This window comes from Prosthecobacter sp. (assembly GCF_034366625.1).
GTDB lineage: Bacteria > Verrucomicrobiota > Verrucomicrobiia > Verrucomicrobiales > Verrucomicrobiaceae > Prosthecobacter.
On the sequence record NZ_JAXMIH010000017.1, the window covers coordinates 1 to 17,585 of the forward strand.

Annotated in this window: 13 protein-coding genes; 5 read left to right on the top strand and 8 right to left on the bottom strand. The window is 57.6% G+C overall.

The features are described from left to right. From U1A53_RS18525 to U1A53_RS18540, 4 genes are all read right to left on the bottom strand, one after another. The coding region (locus U1A53_RS18525) for an ATP-binding cassette domain-containing protein (protein ID WP_322283275.1) at positions 1–546 on the bottom strand (546 nt) is incomplete at its 3' end. Then, positions 543–1,481, bottom strand: a complete 939-nt coding sequence (locus tag U1A53_RS18530) for a branched-chain amino acid ABC transporter permease (protein ID WP_322283277.1) — start codon at positions 1,479–1,481, stop codon at positions 543–545. The genes U1A53_RS18530 and U1A53_RS18525, both read right to left, overlap by 4 nt. After that, positions 1,478–2,389, bottom strand: a complete 912-nt coding sequence (locus U1A53_RS18535; protein ID WP_322283279.1) for a branched-chain amino acid ABC transporter permease — start codon at positions 2,387–2,389, stop codon at positions 1,478–1,480. The genes U1A53_RS18530 and U1A53_RS18535 overlap by 4 nt, the downstream gene beginning before the upstream one ends. A gap of 21 nt (positions 2,390–2,410) precedes the next feature. Continuing rightward, the gene (locus U1A53_RS18540) at positions 2,411–3,559 is read right to left on the bottom strand and encodes an ABC transporter substrate-binding protein (protein ID WP_322283281.1); all 1,149 of its coding nucleotides are present in this window, start codon (positions 3,557–3,559) and stop codon (positions 2,411–2,413) included. Positions 3,560–3,706: 147 nt separating this feature from the next. On the opposite strand from U1A53_RS18540, the gene panB reads away from it, so the two are divergent. Both panB and U1A53_RS18550 read left to right on the top strand, forming a co-directional pair. After that, positions 3,707–4,465 (top strand): 3-methyl-2-oxobutanoate hydroxymethyltransferase, encoded by a 759-nt coding sequence (gene panB / locus U1A53_RS18545; RefSeq protein ID WP_322283283.1) that lies wholly within the window; start codon positions 3,707–3,709, stop codon positions 4,463–4,465. Positions 4,466–4,531: 66 nt separating this feature from the next. After that, positions 4,532–5,830, top strand: a complete 1,299-nt coding sequence (locus U1A53_RS18550; RefSeq protein WP_322283285.1) for a S8 family serine peptidase — start codon at positions 4,532–4,534, stop codon at positions 5,828–5,830. On the opposite strand, the gene lnt is transcribed toward U1A53_RS18550, so the two are convergent. Continuing rightward, complete coding sequence (lnt, locus tag U1A53_RS18555) at positions 5,820–7,517, bottom strand: apolipoprotein N-acyltransferase (RefSeq protein ID WP_322283286.1); 1,698 nt, start codon at positions 7,515–7,517, stop codon at positions 5,820–5,822. The two genes, U1A53_RS18550 and lnt, sit on opposite strands and share 11 nt — an antisense overlap. A 133-nt stretch (positions 7,518–7,650) precedes the next feature. On the opposite strand from lnt, the gene U1A53_RS18560 reads away from it, so the two are divergent. The 3 genes from U1A53_RS18560 (at position 7,651) to U1A53_RS18570 (ending at position 12,487) form a co-directional block, all read left to right on the top strand. Beyond that, positions 7,651–10,425 (top strand): PVC-type heme-binding CxxCH protein, encoded by a 2,775-nt coding sequence (locus tag U1A53_RS18560; protein ID WP_322283287.1) that lies wholly within the window; start codon positions 7,651–7,653, stop codon positions 10,423–10,425. Between the two features lie 51 nt (positions 10,426–10,476). Then, on the top strand, positions 10,477–11,898 hold the full coding sequence (locus U1A53_RS18565; RefSeq protein ID WP_322283289.1) for a DUF1501 domain-containing protein: 1,422 nt from the start codon (positions 10,477–10,479) through the stop codon (positions 11,896–11,898). Positions 11,899–12,016: 118 nt separating this feature from the next. After that, positions 12,017–12,487, top strand: a complete 471-nt coding sequence (locus U1A53_RS18570) for a redoxin domain-containing protein (RefSeq protein ID WP_322283291.1) — start codon at positions 12,017–12,019, stop codon at positions 12,485–12,487. Positions 12,488–12,568: 81 nt separating this feature from the next. Here U1A53_RS18570 and U1A53_RS18575 read toward each other — a convergent pair whose 3' ends face one another. The 3 genes from U1A53_RS18575 to U1A53_RS18585 form a co-directional block, all read right to left on the bottom strand. Continuing rightward, entirely contained in the window at positions 12,569–14,758 is a 2,190-nt protein-coding gene (locus U1A53_RS18575) for a polysaccharide biosynthesis tyrosine autokinase (protein ID WP_322283293.1), read from the bottom strand. A gap of 220 nt (positions 14,759–14,978) precedes the next feature. Continuing rightward, entirely contained in the window at positions 14,979–15,701 is a 723-nt protein-coding gene (locus tag U1A53_RS18580; protein WP_322283295.1) for a polysaccharide biosynthesis/export family protein, read from the bottom strand. A 93-nt stretch (positions 15,702–15,794) separates the two neighbouring features. Next, positions 15,795–17,489, bottom strand: a complete 1,695-nt coding sequence (locus U1A53_RS18585; RefSeq protein WP_322283297.1) for a hypothetical protein — start codon at positions 17,487–17,489, stop codon at positions 15,795–15,797. Positions 17,490–17,585 lie beyond the last annotated feature (96 nt).

The following is a 17,585-nucleotide window of genomic DNA, read 5'->3' on the forward strand; positions in this document are numbered from 1 at the left end:
GGCGGCGGGTTCATCGAGCAGAAGGAGCTTGGGCTTCGTGGCGAGAGCCCGCACGATCTCCAGGCGACGCTGATCGCCGTAGGGCAGGCTTTTGGCCTCTTCATCGCGCATCTTGGCGAGGTCGAAGATGTCGAGCAGCTCCAGCACCTGCGTCTCGACCGCCTTTTCGGCATGGTGGAAGCCGATGCCACGCCACAGCGCGCTGCGGATGCCGTGAAGGCGGTGCAACTGCGTGGCGGCACGCACGTTGTCAAAGACGGTCAACGAGCCGAAGAGACGGATGTTCTGGAACGTGCGGGCGATACCGAGCTTGGTGAGGTCGTGCGGCTTCAGCCCAAGAATGTGCCGTTCATTGAAGTGAATCGCACCGGCGGTCGGCTGATAAACGCCGGTGATGAGGTTGAAGGCGGTCGTCTTGCCCGCGCCATTGGGTCCGATGAGACCGACCAGTTCATTCGGATGAACGTGCAGGCTGAAGTCGCCAACAGCCGTCAGACCACCGAACTGGATGGTCGCTTTATCGAGCGTAAGCAGAGGCTTGCTCATACTGCTGCGGCTCCTTTCTTCTTTTTCCCGAAGGTGAACAGCCCCTGCGGACGCGCCATCATCAGACCAATGATGAGGAGCGAGTAAAGAATCATGCGGTAGTCCGCAAACTGCCGCAGCACCTCCGGCAACAGCGTGAGAAGAATCGCAGCGATGATGACTCCCGCCGTACGGCCCATGCCGCCGAGGATGACCATGACGACGATGTCGATCGACTTGAGAAAGTCGAAGCCTGTGGGCGAAAGGAACTGTTTGTGATGGGCATACAACCCGCCCGCGACTCCCGCAAAGAACGCCCCAATGACGAACGCGGTGACCTTGTAGCGCACAGGATTGATGCCCATCGAACTTGCGGCGACCTCGTCATCGTTCACCGCGATGAAGCCGCGCCCGTAGGTCGAGTTCACCAACGCGGCGACGACATAGATCGTGATGGCGGCAAGAGCGAAGGTCCAGCCGAGCGTCGTGTATTTCGGGATGCCTTTGAGCCCGCTCGCAGCTCCCACGCTCTCCATGTTTTGCACCACCACGCGGATGATCTCGCCGAAGCCAAGCGTGACGATGGCCAGGTAATCCCCCTTCAACCGCAGCGATGGAATGCCGACGCCGAGGCCGATGACAGCGGCCATGCAGCCACCAAGCACGAGCGCTGCCAGGAAAAGCAGCGGCTTGAGGCTGTCAGGCACCATCGGCGAACAAACCAGCGTCAGTTTGGCCGCAGAATAACCGCCCACGGCCATGAAACCGGCATGCCCAAGACTGAACTGACCTGTGTGGCCGTTGATGAGGTTCAAGCTCACCGCGAGGATGATGCTGATGCCACAATCAATCGCGATGCCGAGGTAGTAGCGGTTGAACTGCGCTGAAAAAAGCGAGACCAGCACCGCGAGCGCGATGCCTGCGATAAGCCAGCGTTTGGCGCCTTCGAGCTTCATACTTTTTCCACGGACGCTTTGCCGAGCAAGCCGGCGGGTTTGAACAGCAGGATCAAAATAAGGATCGCAAACGCGATGCCGTCACGATAGCTCGACAGGCCGGAGATGCCGCCTGCGAATGTTTCGAGCAGGCCCAGCAGCAGGCCGCCAAGCGCCGCGCCCGGCAGATTGCCAATGCCGCCAAGCACCGCCGCGATGAAGGCGCGAATGCCTGGCTGCACGCCCATGAGCGGCTCAATGCCCGGTGCTTTCAGCGCATAAAGAATGCCTGCAACCGCCGCGAGAGCGGAACCGAGGCCGAAAGTGAAGGCAATGATGCGATTGATGTTCACCCCCATGAGCGCCGCCGCCTGCTGGTTGAATGACACCGCCCGCATGGCCATGCCGCTCTTGGTTTTATGGACAATGAACCACATCCCGGCCAGCAGCAGCGCAGTGACGAAAACCACCACAAGATCATTGCTGCTCACCACCAGCCCTGCGAGATGGAAATCCGTGGCTGGCAGCAATGGTGGAAATGGCTTCGTGTCCGCCCCAAACACCGCTTTGTGCTGGCAGGTGAACTCGATGAAGAGCGACACGCCGATGGCCGTGATCAGCACTGTGAGCTTCGGCCTGGAACGCAGCGGACGGTAAGCCAGAAACTCGATCAGCATGCCAATGCCCGCACAGATGAGCGCGGAGAGCAGCGTGACCAGCAACGCACCGGTGAGCGATGGCAGCGATATGATCGGCTCGATCGCCGGGGCGATGAAGAACGCCGCATACGCCCCCAGCATGAGCACATCACTGTGTGCGAAATTGATGAACCGCAGCACGCCATACACCATCGTGTAACCCAGCGCGATCAGCGCATAGATGGAACCCAGCGCGAGGCCGTTGATGAGTTGTTGGAGAAACCAGTCCATGCGGTCGAGAAGGTCGCGTGCTTATGGGCTGACAGTCTCGACGAATTTGAACGCGCCGCCTTTCACCTGCAGGATCACCGCCGACTTCACCGCATCGCGCTGGGCATTGATGGTCATTTTGCCGGTCACAGCTTCGAACTCCTTCGTGGCAGCCAGAGCGTCGCGCAGTTTGGCTCCTTCGGTGCTGCCAGCACGGGTAATGCCGTCGGCGAGGAACTTGGCGGAGTCATAGCCGAGCGCGGCCATCGCATCAGGCACCTTGCCGTTGTAGCGCTTCTTATATGCTTCGACGAAAGCCGTCACCTTCGGCGAGGCGGCGTCCGCGGCGTAATGCGTGGAGAAATAATGGCCCTCGACCGCATCTCCGCCGATTTTCACCAGCGTGTCGCTTTCCCAGCCATCGCCACCGATGAGCGGCACGTTCAGGCCGAGCTGCTTGGCCTGAATGCAGATGAGCGCCACATCCGTGTAATAACCTGGAACGAAAACAGCGTCCGGCGCGGCGGCCTTGATCGCCGTGAGCTGGCCTTTGAAATCCTTGTCCCCACCATTGAAATCAAACTCGCCCACGATCTGTCCGCCGGCCTTCGTGAAGCCTTCCTTGAAAAATTTAGCCAATCCCTTGCTGTAGTCGCTCTTCACATCGGTGAAGACGGCCACCTTCTTCGCCTTCAGCGTGTTGGTGGCAAAGTTCGCCATCACCGTGCCTTGGAAGGGATCGATGAAGCAGACGCGGAAGATGTAGTCGCCCGTTTCCGTGACTTTGGGGTTGGTGGAGGCCGGGGAGATCATCGGGATGCCGTTCTGCTGGCAAATCGGCGCCGCTTCCAGCGAGCGACTCGATGCAACTTCGCCAAGGATGGCGATGGCACCATCCTTTGAGATGAGCTTGTTCACCACATTCGCCGGTTCACCCGCCTTCGATTGATCGTCCTCCGTTTTGAGTTCGAGTTTCTTGCCCAGCACCCCACCGGCGGCGTTGATCTCCTCGATGGCCAGTTGTGTGCCCTCGTGAGAGGAGATGCCAAAGGTGGCTTCCTTGCCTGTGAGCGAGGCGAATTCACCGACGAGGATGGTGTCACCACCACCGCCGCCTCCACAGCCGGTCAGACCGGCGAGAGCAGAGACGAACATTCCGAGAACAATAAAATCACGTTTGAAGAGGTTCATGGCGCGGAGGTTAGGCAACCACCGGCTCAGGAGCAAGAAAGAATTGCTGAACGAAACATTGTATTGATTTTCCCACGCTTCCTGCGGTGAGACGCATGATTCACCCGCTTGAATTTCATGCTGCGGACGGCGATGCATCGCCATTCCATGCTGACCTCCCTTTCCGACCTCCCCCGGCGCAAAACCAGCGGCCCCAAGCTGGCCGTATTGACCGCCTACGACTACCCTACTGCCCGCATGCTCGATGACGCGGGTGTGGATCTCATTCTCGTCGGCGATTCCCTCGGCATGGTGGTGCTCGGACTGCCGGACACCACCGGCGTGACGATGGACATGATGATCCACCACACCGCCGCCGTTTGCCGTGGCGTGAAACGCGCTCCCATCATCGCCGACATGCCCTTCGCCAGCTACCGCACGCCCGCAGAAGCACTGGCGAATGCGCAACGCCTCATGGAAGCCGGTGCCAGCGCCGTGAAGCTCGAAGGCGGTGTCTCGATGAGACCGCAGATTCGTGCGATCATCGCCGCAGGCATTCCCTTCGTCGGCCACATCGGCATGCTGCCGCAGAGCGTGAAGGAGGAAGGCGGCTACAAGAAGAAAGGCAAGACCAGCGAGCAGATTGACCGCCTCATCGCCGATGCGCAGGCTTTGGATGAAGCTGGAGCGGTCGCGATGGTGCTGGAAAGCATCGTTCCCGAGGTCGCAACGCAGATCACCGGCCTCGTCAAAGCCAGCACGATTGGCATCGGTGCCGGTTCCGGCACGGATGGCCAAGTTTTGGTCACGCCCGACCTGCTGGGCAGCTTCCCGTGGTTCCGACCGCCGTTTGCCAAACCACACGCCGACGTCGCCGGTGAAACGCTACGTGCTGTAAACGAATACATCGCCGAAGTGCGTGGTTAGAATTCGTTTTGCCTCCAAAAGCAAAACTCGCGCCACGACAGCCATGTGCGAAATTCCCATCACACCATGCGCCCCAACCGCCTGCCAGTCCTGCTCTTTGCCACCGCCATCCTGTTGATGAGTGGTTCGGTGCTGTGGCTGGTCGTGGAAATGAATCGCGCCACTCCCGACACGGTGTCGATTCAATCCGCACCCAAGCCCAAGGAGTCGCGCGGCAATCTGGCCCCCTCGGTGATGCCGCAAAGACTTTCCGAGGGTGTCGTTACCCCCGCACCCTCTCCGTCCGCACTTCCCGCCATCGCCACGCTCAATGTCCCCGGCTCTTTGCCAAATGAGGCGCTGCTCACCTTCCGCACGCCGGAGGCTCTCGCCGCGTTTCGTGATCGTGCGGCGGCGCTCGGACTCGAAGTGCTCGGCTACGATGCCAAACTACGCACCGCCCGCGTCCGCTTTAGCGATACGTCCGCTCTGGAACGTGATCTCAACGAACACGCGGCCGATTACACCCATGTTGGACCGAATTACCTCGCCCGCATCCCCGGCCTGCCTGCGCAAACCGACACCGCGAATGCGGGCGGACGCGAGCCCTTTCGCGGTCAGGGCCTTGATGCCATCGGTGCCGCAGGCAATCGCAGCGGCTGGGGCCAGGGCGTGACGGTAGCGGTCATTGATTCCGGCATCGCGGCTCACCCATCGCTCAAAGACGCGCAGATCACTCACATCGACCTCGTGAACGACGGCAGCACCATGAACGGCCACGGCACCGCCATGGCCTCGCTCATCGCCGGCAATGACACCAGCGTCGGCGGCGTCGCTCCCGCCGCTAAACTGCTCGACATACGAGTCGCCGACACGAACGGCGACAGCAACACCGCCCTGCTCTCCAGCGCCATCGTCAAAGCCACCGATCTCGGCGCCCGCGTCATCAACATCAGCCTCGGCAGTTCCGGTTCCTCGCCTGTGCTGGAAGAAGCCGTGCGCTACGCGCAAAGCCGCAACGTCGTCATCGTCGCTGCGGCTGGAAACGAGCAGCAAGCAGCCCTCTCCATGCCCGCCGGTCTCTCCGGCGTTCTTAGCGTCGGTGCCGTCGATGCCAACGGCACCCAGGCCTGGTTCTCCAACTCCGGCAACGGCCTCACCCTCGTCGCCCCCGGAGTCGGCATCGTCTCCGGCTATGCGGAAAACAAACTCGTCATCGGCAGCGGCACCTCGCAAGCTGCGGCCATCACGAGTGGCGCTGTCGCCTATCTGCTGGGGCGCGGCTACTACGGCCCGAACATTATTCCGCTGCTCACCCGTACCGCCAAACCGCTGGGTGCTCCGAATTCGGCGGTGGGCGCTGGATTGATCCAAGTCACGAAATAGATTTGCGAGCCAACCGTGCTCGCAACCACATCACGGCGCAGATCAGCAGCATCGTCAGTGCAAACCAGTCGCCGAAGCGGGCATACAGCGTCATCACGGGATGACGCGGCACGTTTACCTCGCCCGGCAGCGTGCCTTCGAGGAAGGACGTGCCGGTTTCGGGATCGCTGAGACGTGAGATGATGCGGCCATGCGTGTCGATGAAACAGGTGACACCGGTATTCGTGGCACGCACCATCGGGCGGCGCAGTTCGATGGCGCGGAAGAGCGCGTTGGCCAGATGCACCTCGGTTTCCACGCTTTGCAGGAACCAGCCGTCGTTGCTGATGTTTACGATCATCTGCGGTGCCTCGCGCACAAATTTGCGCGCCACGCGGCCCACGGTGTCTTCAAAGCAGATCAACGGAATGAGCTGCACCTCCGGCGTCACCATCTGCAACGGTTCGGTACGCTCTCCGGGCGTGAAATCGCCGGGCAGCACGCCGCGCAGGAAGGAAAACGGCGGGATGTCGCGCAGCGGCAGGTATTCGCCGAAGGGAACGAGATGCACCTTGTGGTAATCCTGCCGGCTGGCGGCGTTGCCGTGAAACAAAACGGCGGACACATGACTCTTCCCATCATCACGCAGGATCTCCGTGCCGGTGAGCAGGTTGAATTCACCCGCATGCAGCAGATCATCGAAATACTTGGTGTGCCAGCCTTCCGGCAGTTGGTGGAACTTGTCGTTCAGATTCACCGGCAGCGCGCTTTCCGGCCAGATCACGAGATCGGTGGAGCTTTTTCCCTCCTTTGCAGTCGCATACATGCGGGTGAACTGATTGAGCCGCTCGTAGATGCTCTCGGCCAATCGTCCGGTCCAGGCATCCACCTGCGCCACGTTTGGCTGGATCAGCACCGTACGCACTTTGATGTCGTCTTTGCGAACTTCCGTCAGCTTCAGCATGCCATAACCGGCTGTGACGAGCATTAGCACCAAGGCCACGGTGAAATCCAAGCGCGTCTTGCACATCCCTTCCCCGCGATACGCAAACACGAGCCGCGTGAGCGTGTTCCAGGCCGTGCAGGCGGTGAACACCGGCAGGAACGACAAGCCCATCACGCCCACGAGATCCGCCGCCTGGATCAGCGGAAGATTGCGATGCATCGCCACGCCGAGACCGTTCCAGCCGAAACCGGTGAAGACCGTCGTGCTGCGCAGCCATTCACAGGCCACCCAAGCCGCCGCTGCGAGAAACGCGCAGATCAACGAGTGCAGCATGCTGCTCTGCCATGAGTCTTTGGTAAGCGTCCGCACCTTCGGTCGTGCGAAGCGATGCGTGAACCAGGCCCACAGGCCGAAATACACCGCACAATACGCCGACAGCCCGATCACCGCGCCAAAACCCATCAACTCCGCCCCCCAGCCCACCCACGAGTCATCCACCGCTCCACCGATCACGCGTGATGAATGCCGCACCCACCACAGATTCGGCAAGAAGAACGCCAGCCCGGCCAGATAGCCGCGCCAGAACGGTCGCGTCTTCACATCTTCCACATCCCGCCACGGCCACAGCACCGTGAGCAAGGGGAAGATCCACACCCAGACGGAGAGATTGGAATTCCAACCAGGAAACGCAAAGACCAGGACGCCACCGCTGAGCAGCGGGGCGAGGAGCATGAACAGGCGAAGTTTTTTCAGATCAGTCACGGGCGCGGATGATGGCCTGCCCCGTTGATTGCACAACCGACATTCCTGACTGTGGCCGATTCTCCCCAAAAGATGTCCGCACTTCATTCTCGCCAAACCACGTTCTCTCCGGCGACACTCCCATCCACCGACCATGAAAGCCATCCTCCTCGCCTTGCTCGCCGCCGTTTCGGCCCACGCCGCCCTCACCGGCCCCATCCGTGTGCTCTATCTCGATGCCGAAGGCAAAGCACAAACCGCCGTCGGCCCGCTGCATGAAGCGATGCGCGATCTTGGCCGCGATGCGATCTGGTTTGATTACGCCAAGGAAGCACTGCCAGCCGAGAACTACGATCTCGTCGTCAAACCCGGCAACGATTTGAGCCGCGATGCCATCCTTTCCAAACTCTCCGCCGAGCGCAAAGCCAGCTATGAGGCCTTCCTGAAGCAGCGTGATCCCGAAGAGCGCAAGAAGCATCCACAGGTGGCCAACTACGAGAAGCGCCCCGAGCCGCTCACCCTCCAGCTTCCCATGAGCGTGAAGGCGAGCATGGAGCGCACGCAGGTTCCCGCCGATTGCGAACTCAAACTTTTCGCCAGCGAGCCGGACATCGCCAAGCCCATCGCCTTCGCGTGGGATGAGCGTGGGCGCTGCTGGGTCGTGGAGACGCGTGACTATCCGCACGGCATCAAAGAAAACGGCGAAGGCCAGGACAGTGTGAAAATTTGTGAAGACACCGATGGCGACGGCAAAGCGGACAAGTTCACCGTCTTCGCCGATAAGCTCAATCTACCCACCGGCATCGTTTTTGCCCGCAAAGGCATCATCGTGGCCGCACCGCCGAAGTTCATCTACCTCGAAGACACCAACGGCGACGACAAAGCCGACAAACGTGAGACGATCATCGACTGCTGGGGCATCCGCGACACGCACGCGCAGGCCAGCAACCTGCACTACGGCTTCGACAACTGGATCTACGGCTGCGTCGGCTACAGCGGTATCGAGGGTTACGTCGGCGGCAAAAAGCATCAGTTCACCATGGGAACGTATCGCTTCAAGCCCGACGGCAGCGCCATCGAGTTCCTGCACCAGTTCACCAACAACGCCTGGGCACACAGTTATAATGACGCGGGCGATCAATTCGGCGGCACCGCGAATGGTGCGCCCATTTTCTTCGGCGGCATCCCCGCCACCGCGTATCCCGAAGGTTCACGCGGCATGACCGCGAAGAAGATCAACGTCGTCGACACCTGCCACACTATCACGCCGAACTTTCGTCAGGTCGATGTTTTCGGCGGCTACACCGCCGCCGCTGGCAGCAATTTCATCTACAGCGACAACTTGCCGAAGCGCTTCCAAGGCAAAGCCATGATCTGCGAGCCCACGATGAAAGTCGTCTCCCTCGTCGATGTGCAGCCCGATGGCGCTGGCTACAAGGCGCTCGATTTCATGAACCTTTACGCCAGCAGCGATGAATGGAACTCGCCCGTCCACGCCGAAGTCGGCCCCGATGGTGCCGTGTGGGTCGCCGATTTCCAGAACTTCATCATCCAGCACAATCCCACGCCAAGCCTGGAACGCGGCGGCTTCGTCGCGACCACGGGCGTCGGCGGTGCGCATGAGAATGACCTGCGGGATCATAGCCGTGGGCGGATTTACCGGATTGTGGGCCGAGGGCTTCAAAGTCGCGGTTACGAAACACAATGGAGCAAGCTGGAAACACAAAGAACTATGATCCAGAAGCATCAGGGAGTAGCTGAAGTGGCAGATTCTCTGCGCAACTCATTCAAAGGGGGCTTGGTATCTGGCATGGGGCACATACACGAGCTTTGGACTCTTCATGGTCTCGGCAAACTCGACGCCAAAACCCACCAAGCTGCCCTCATCTCCAAAGACGCCAAACTCCGCCGCAACGCCATCCGCGCCCTCGGCAGCGACAAGGCTGCGCAGGATCTCTTTTTCGGCTCCGGCGTGTTTTCTGATCAGGATCTCCATACCCGCCTCGCCGCATTCGTGAAGCTCGCCGAATTCTCCACGACGCCGGAAATCCAGACGCTGGTCAAAAAACTCGCCGCTGATCCTGTGGTGAAGAATGACGAATGGCTGACCGAGGCCATGAAGCTGCTCGGCAAGAAGCACAAGGCTCTCAACTACCAAGAAGGGCCGAATCTCATCGCTAACGCCGGGTTTGAGCAGCTCACCGACAAGAAACTGCCTGTAGGCTGGAAGCACCGCGATTACGGCAAGCAGCCCGGCAACGCTGGTGCCGAATGGACCATCGTGAGCGGTGAAGGCAAATCTCACAGCGGCCAGAACGCCTTCCGTGTCATCACGCGTGACCAGGCGGACACCAGCTTCTTCGCCGATGTGCCGTTGAAGCCGAACACCGAGTACAAACTCAGCGCCTGGATCAAAACGCACGGCTTCCGTGGCAAGGCCAGCCTCAACGACCACCTTGGCCGCGCTGAAACCAAAACCATCGGCCGCACGCAGGATTGGACCGAAGTCGAAGTCACCTTCAACAGCAAGACACGCAACAAAGCCAGCATCAACCTCCTCCACGTCGGCAAAGGCGACACCTACTTCGATGATGTGAGCCTCGTTGAACTCATTGCCGAAGTCGAAGACGACGAATCCAAGCTCGCTGGTGATGTGAAACGCGGTGAAAAAATCTTCTGGGAGCATCCCGTGGCCGCCTGCAAAAACTGCCACATTCTCAAAGGCCAGGGCAGCGCCGTCGGCCCCGCGCTGGATGGCATCGCCACACGTAAAGATGCCGCCTACATCCTAGAAAGCCTCGTGAATCCCAACGCCAAACTCGCCGAAGGCTACGTCGCCACGCCGATCTCGCCGATGCCGCCGATGAATCTCATTCTGAAGCCACAGGAGTTTGCGGATGTGAAGGCGTTCATCCTGAGTTTGAAGTGATCTCAGCGAAGCTGAGAGATTGCCCACTGCGCCGTCGTATTCCCGACGTTCATGTCATTCGCATCCTCATCACTCCATTGCTCCGGCCCGCTCTCGCGCCGCAGTTTTTTGCAGATGGGCACGCTCGGTCTCAGTGGATGGTCGCTCAGCGACACACTGCGTGCCGAAACACTCGCGAAGACCGCCGGAAAGCGGCTGAAGGACAAGTCGGTGATCTTTGTGTGGCTGCCGGGTGGCATGTCGCAGCTCGAAAGCTATGACATGAAGCCGAATGCGCCCGTCGAGTATCGCGGCGTGCTCAATCCCATCCGCACCAACGTCCCCGGCACGCACATCTGCGAGTTGTTCCCGCGCCAGGCCAAGATCGCGGACAAGTTCAACATCATCCGCTCGGTGCATCACGAGTTTGCGGATCACGGCGGTGGTCACAAGCGTTTCCTCACCGGTCGCCTGCCCGCATCGCCCGTCGGCTTCGTCAATGATGCGCCGTCGGTGCAGTCGATCATCAGCCGCAAACTTCACCGTGCCGGACAGGCAATGCCGACCTGCGTGGCGGGGGTGGATCGCGGACGGCAGGGCATCGACACGTTTTCGCTCGGCGCGGCCTATCTCGGGCCATCGGCATCACCCTTCATGGTCGTCGGCGATCCCAGCGTGAAGGATTTCAAAGTCGAAAACATCGGCCTCACGCCGGACATGGAGTCCCGGCTCGATGACCGCATGCACCTGCTGAAGGGCATGGACAATCTGCGACGCGAGATGGATCGCAGCGGTCTGATGGAGGCGATGGACAGCTTCAGCCAGCGTGCCTTCGGCATGCTCACCACGCCAGCGGTGCAGAATGCTTTCGACCTGAGCCAGGAACCCCCAAAACTACGCGAACGCTACGGCTACAGCACCTACGGCCAGCGCGGCCTCATGGCACGGCGTCTCGTGGAAGCAGGCTGCCGTTTCGTCACGATGGTGTGGGAGAATCCCTTCTCCACCGCCATCCCGAAGAACTGCTGCTACAACTGGGACAGTCACGCGGTGAACTGCCACATGTATGAAGATGCCCGCTGGCGCATGCCCGTCTATGACCAGGCCGCTTCGGCGCTGATCGAAGACATCCATCAGCGCGGTCTCGACAAGGACGTGCTGGTGATCATCACCGGCGAATTTGGCCGCACACCGAGGATTAACACGCAGATCGGCACACAGACCGGGGTGACGCAACCTGGACGCGATCACTGGCCGAACGCGATGTCCTTCATCGTCTCCGGAGGCGGCATGCAAACCGGCCAGGTCATCGGTGCCACCAATCCACGCGGCGAATTCCCCATCGAGCGTCCGCTGAGCCCGAACGACCTCTGGGCCACGGTGTATCAGCACCTCGGCATCGACTACGACGACACCTTTGATGATTTCCAAGGGCGACCGATGCCGATCCTGCCGTTTGGCGAGCCGATCAAGGAACTCATGCCGCTGGCATAAGGATCAAGGCAACCTGAGAAGCGTGGGCAACGTTAGATTGACCAGAAGGGCAGTCTGGTCTTGGTAGCATCACTCCAGGCCACCGGCCTGAACGCAACCCACAAACCTAACAACCTCTATGGCACTCTCCGTTGGCTCCAAAGCCCCCAGCTTCACTCTCAAGTCCAAAAACGCCTCCGGCCTCAGCGATGTCTCGCTGCCTGCCGGCAAAAATACCGTGCTGCTCTTCTTCCCGCTGGCCTTCACCGGCGTCTGCACGCAGGAGCTTTGCGATATCACAGCAGGCCTCAGCAGCTACAGCGATCTGAACGCCGACGTCATCGGCATCAGCGTGGACAGCCCCTTCGCTCAAGAAGCGTGGGCGCAGAAGGAAAAGATCGGCATCACGCTTGTGAGCGACCTCAACAAGGAAACCACCAAGGCCTATGACGTGGTCTTTCCGGGCCTCGCCGGCATCGGTGACACCTCTGCCCGCGCTGCTTTTGTCATCGACAAGAACGGCGTCATTCAATACGCGGAGCAGACCGCAACACCAAAAGATCTGCCCAATTTTGAAGCGGTGAAAGCGAAACTCCAGACGCTGGCGTAATCTAACTGACAATCTGAAAAGCAAAAGGCGCGGGAGTTTAAACCTCCCGCGCCTTTTTGATTTGCTACAAGCTGATTGAAATCAGGATTTCGCCGCCGCAGGCGCAGCGGGCGGCTGTGGAGTCGTCTTCGCCGGGGCGTAGTAGTAGCTGGCGTAGTTGTAATAGGTGTACTCTTTCAGGTTGGAGCTGGAGCGGTTGAGAATCACGCCACCAATGTTCACCTGACGTTCGTAGAGCAGATCCAGCGCTTTGCCGGAGAGGCGGGCCATGGTGGAAGACATGCGAACGACGAAAAGAACGGAGTCGAGTTTCGGCGCAAAGCTGGCCGTGTCATCGGCCACGAGTACCGGAGCGCTGTCGAAGATGACGTAATCGTATTCTTCGCTCATCTCACGCAGCATTTCCTCGGCAGTCTTGGAAAGCAGCATCTCGGAGGTTTGATCAAAGACGTCGCCACGAGCAAGCAAGTCGAGATTCCTTGTGCTGGTTTCCTGCACAGCATCACGCCAGTGCAGTTTGCCACGCAAGGCCTCGCTCAAGCCAGGGGAAGACGGCAGTTTGAACAATTCGCTCACACCACCACGACGTAGATCGCAGTCTGCCAGCAAAACACGCGCCCCGGCCAATGCCATAGTAACAGCAAGATTTGAGGTGACGGTAGTCTTGCCTTCATTGGGCACGGCACTGGTGATAAGAATGGTTTTCGGCGGTTTGCCCTGCCAGTTTTTGAATAGAATGGAGGAACGGATGTTGCGAAAAGCCTCCGCGTAAAGATGACGGTCATCATTTGGACGCAAGAGAGCCACGTCACCACGGTTTCTCTGCTCGGGAACCTGACCAAGGACCGATTCCGCCGGGAAAAGAGCCTGAAATTCGCTGAATGAATTCATGCGGTCATCCAGACGATCAAACAGCAGCAAAATGACGATGCCCGCACCAACACCGGCGATAAGGCCAATCACAATAGGCATGACCCAATCTTCGACGTTTTCAGATGCAGCGGTGGCACGCTCTTGAATCGCCACATAGTCAGCCTGAGAATTAAAGACGCTCTGAATTTGCTCCACTTTTTCAAACAGCTTCTCATAAGCCATTTTCGCCGACTCAGCAGCTTTCTCCAATTTGTCGTGTTCAGCGATCTTACCACCGAGATCAAGGGCCTCATTCTGTTTTTCGGCAATCTGTGCGTCTAGGACCTGCACCCGGCGCTGAATGTCCCCCATCTGAGAATGCATCTCCTGCTGAATCTGGTCGGCATAGGAATCGAGAAGCGCTTTTTGAGCCGCCAGCTCTTCCGTCACATCCTGAACCATTGGATGCTGCTGTTTGAACTGGATCAGCAACGAGTCCAATTTGGTTTTCAACTCCGTGATTTTCGATTTCGTGCGGAGATAATCCTGCTCCGCCATGGTCATGCCGTAACCACCTGGGGAAGAATCGGGTTTAATGCCGGCAGGCTGAGCGTTTTCGGGAGTTTTGGCAGTGGCTGACGACGGTGTTGCTCCTGAGTTCAGCATCCTCTCCCGCGCTTCCATGGCAGCGTTCACATTGGCAATTGCCAGCTTTAGCTCTTCGAGTATTGTGCGCTGAGTCTCGCGCAGAGATTGAAGGTTGTTCAGAAACTGAGCGGCTGCATTGTTGCCATTGGTGATGGTGATGATGTTGTTGGCAGCCCTGAACTTGGTGAGACGCTCAAGGCTTTCTTCCATGACCTTTTGCTTGGTCACCACTTCCTGAAGAAACTGCTGAAGCACCTTGCCCTGCGCCTGCTCGCGAATGCTTTGCCGGAATGAGATGAACTCATCCAGCAACGCATCCAGAAAGATTTTGGTGTACTTGGGCTCGGAACCGGTGGCAAGAATGTTAAAAATGGCCGACCCCTTGGTCTGAGCCACCCGAATCTCCACATCTGAATCTTTCACATCCGGATTCAAGGCCCGCACCCGTTCCAAGGCACGTCGTTTCATTTCGGCGCTTTCAACGGTTTCTATGATAGTACCATAAAAGTCCGCCTGCTGCTCACGCCAAGAGACGCTGTCATTGAAAACCATCTGACCACCGGCAACGAGTTTGGCAAGAGAGCGGAACTCCTGCGGACGCCCGGTAATGCGAAGAGCTTGAACACAGACGCCAATGCTGGCTGTCAGCAGCAAGAACCACCAGCGGCGGCGCAGCAGGATTTTATAGCGTTGAAACTTGGCCGAAGCTTCATGAATGCGACTCAGGGTGCTTGACTGTCCCTGTCCGGGGAGATTGAGGGTTTGTTCCATGTTGGAAATTGCAATCCAAGGGTTAATTCTATCTGGGAGTCACGGCTGACGTTGATCACACCGGAAAACTCCAGCACGGCAAGTTCGCTCAAAGCGGCGCTTAAGCCATTGGATTTTTAGATGGTCCCAATGTTCGATTTTAAATATTCAATCCAGATAATGCCATACCGCAGGGCAATAATGACCGGCGTCGCGATGTTATGCTGGAAAGTCGCCAGTTTCAGAAATTCCAATTAAGCTCTTCAACGATAATCACGTCATCCTTGCGAATGTATATATCCCGTTCGAGATCCCCACGTCGCATAATGCCGTCCACATTGACCAATATGGTCTTGTTGCCCTGAGGGGTCTTGCGAATGACTTTGACCTTCTCCTTGTTGGCAAACTGGGCAAATCCACCTGCCCTGAGAATTGCCTGGCTGATGGAAATGTCTTCATTTGAGGGTAAATCGTATTTTCCCTGTCTGGCGACGAAGCCAAACATGACATAGAACTCCAGATCCACCTCCCTCTCCTCCATCTGAGTTCTCTCGTTCAGCTTGTCGATGGCGATGACCACCGTGGCGTTTTTGAAGAAATTCTTTTCGAGTTCTCTCTTAATCGTGTAAGCGAGATCGCGGCAAGTTTTGCCTCTGGCATTGACCAGTCCCACATAAGGCGCTTGCACCTCTCCGGTCACCGCAACCACTTGTTGGAGCGCATCACGTCGATCCTCCAGAATTCGTATGCTGATCGTATCGCCTGACGAAATAGGACGATTGTTGTCCAGAACATCCATGGATGTCAACACTGCCGCGCCTGCATTGAGCGATCCCGTCGTTGTTGAAGCAGTTGCTTGTCGAGCGGCTCGCGATGGCTCGGGGGAACGAAAACCGGGATCCTGAGCATTTAGGCATGGAACGATTATCGACAAAGCGAAGACCAAACAGGATAATTTCTTCATAATGAGAGAGCAAAATCGGGAGAGCTAAAACACAACAGGGAGCAGTGGATGGTCAAACATCGCACAAGAAGAGACCTGTTTCGCACCCGTTCGTTAGAAATTATAATTGAAACCAAAGATCACGCGCGACTGGGTGGAATCGTTGTTGGCCCCCCTGGAGTCGGTGATGAAGTACCGATACCCAAAGTTGACGCCCGCTTTGGCGGAAAGGACGTAGTTTAGGTCGAATGAGAAGCCATGCTGGTCGAAATCCGCACCTATTGCGACAGAATCTGCGCGGCCAAAATGATAACCCGTTCCAAGCCTGATCTTTGAGCTCAACTGATGGGTATAGTAGAAATCAACGCCGTATTGGCTGATGTCAGACTGAGCACCCGGGAAAGCAGGATTGGTAAAGGATGGCTCGGCATGCTCGAAGTAACCCGAAAGTGAGAAACGACCGCCCTTCCACGCAACCATGGAGATACCATAATTGGCGAAGTCAGCGGTGATGAAATTGGAAGCAAGGTTGATGGAGGACTCATGACCAATGCTCAATGTGTGGCTGAAGCGGGCGTTGAGCTGGTTGGTCAAACTGAAGGTATAATAATAACCATTAAGATCCGTGAAATCTCCCGGTCCTAGAGGGGCAAAAATGGTAGGATCTTCAAATTCAAAATTTTGCACACCACCGGCCAGTTTCATGGTGGTGGATTTACCAAGAGGAACACTGACAAAAAGGCCCCAGTTTAACATGGTCGCATCATTCAGAGTCTGCTGATCATAATCCAAATATGAGACGCCTCCCTCCGTGCCCAAAATCCATGTGGCTGTGGGGCTATAGGTCAACGAGGCGTGAATCGAATTCATGGTGCGGTTGAACTGCTGATTAGCGCTACCGAGCACATTCGAGATGGTATTAGTCAAGTTCAGGGCCAAGGCCCAAGCAGAGTTGATTTGCCAGTTTGCTGCAACGCCAAAGTCATTTTGAAAAACTCCAAAACTAGCAGTGTTGTTGCCACCCATAAAAGCGTTATTCACGGCAGGCCGCATCGACATTCGGTCATAAATGGTTATGTAAACTGGTCCCGCTTTGATGTCGAAAGCCAAGGTGCTTCCAGGAAGAAGATTCAGCATAGTGCCGCCACTGCCATATGAAGCAAGCTCGGGGTGATCAAAATAATGATCCACACCGATACCCGCCGTAAAGCTCAAAACATTGTTTTGCGTGAGTCGGTAGTTGGCGCTGACGTTCAACAAGGTGCTGCTGATGAAATCTGAAACGGCTACAGGTGTCCGCTGCACATTGCTGTTGTATTCAAAGCCTTGATAGAGCCCCAGTCCAATGTTGACAGGCCCAAGCCGCATGTTTCGCTTGCCTGAAAGAAAGGGGTCGGATGTGTAGGTGGGGGCGAAGTAACTCAGAGACTGCGAATACTGTCCCGAATAGCTGGTGTAATCACCCACTGCACGGGCGGCAAAGGCCGAACTGCCGCTTCTCACGGAGGGCTGGGAAATCTCACGATCTGACCGCAACAGTTGCTGCAGGCTTTGAAAGCCTTCCTGATCCTCTTGACTGACATAAGCACCTTTCTCATAATCATAAACAACGTCACCGCTACGCGCGGCTTGAGCGCTCTTTTTCATCTGGCTGGATCGATTACGGAAGTCGTTGAAAAAGTTGCTCGTCTGAGAGGGTGAAACACCAAATTGCGCGTTTGCTCCCCGAGGCATCAGGCAGGCAGCGGTGAGGGTGAACACCAGCAGGAGAGAACTGACGGTGGCGGTTCGGGAGTGTTTGATCAGCATGACGGGAAAGGTTGGAGCGGGTATTAAACGTCGATACAAGCAATTTTACCGGCTTTTGTCCATATCAAAATTTCCTCCTTTTTGCCACATTCATTT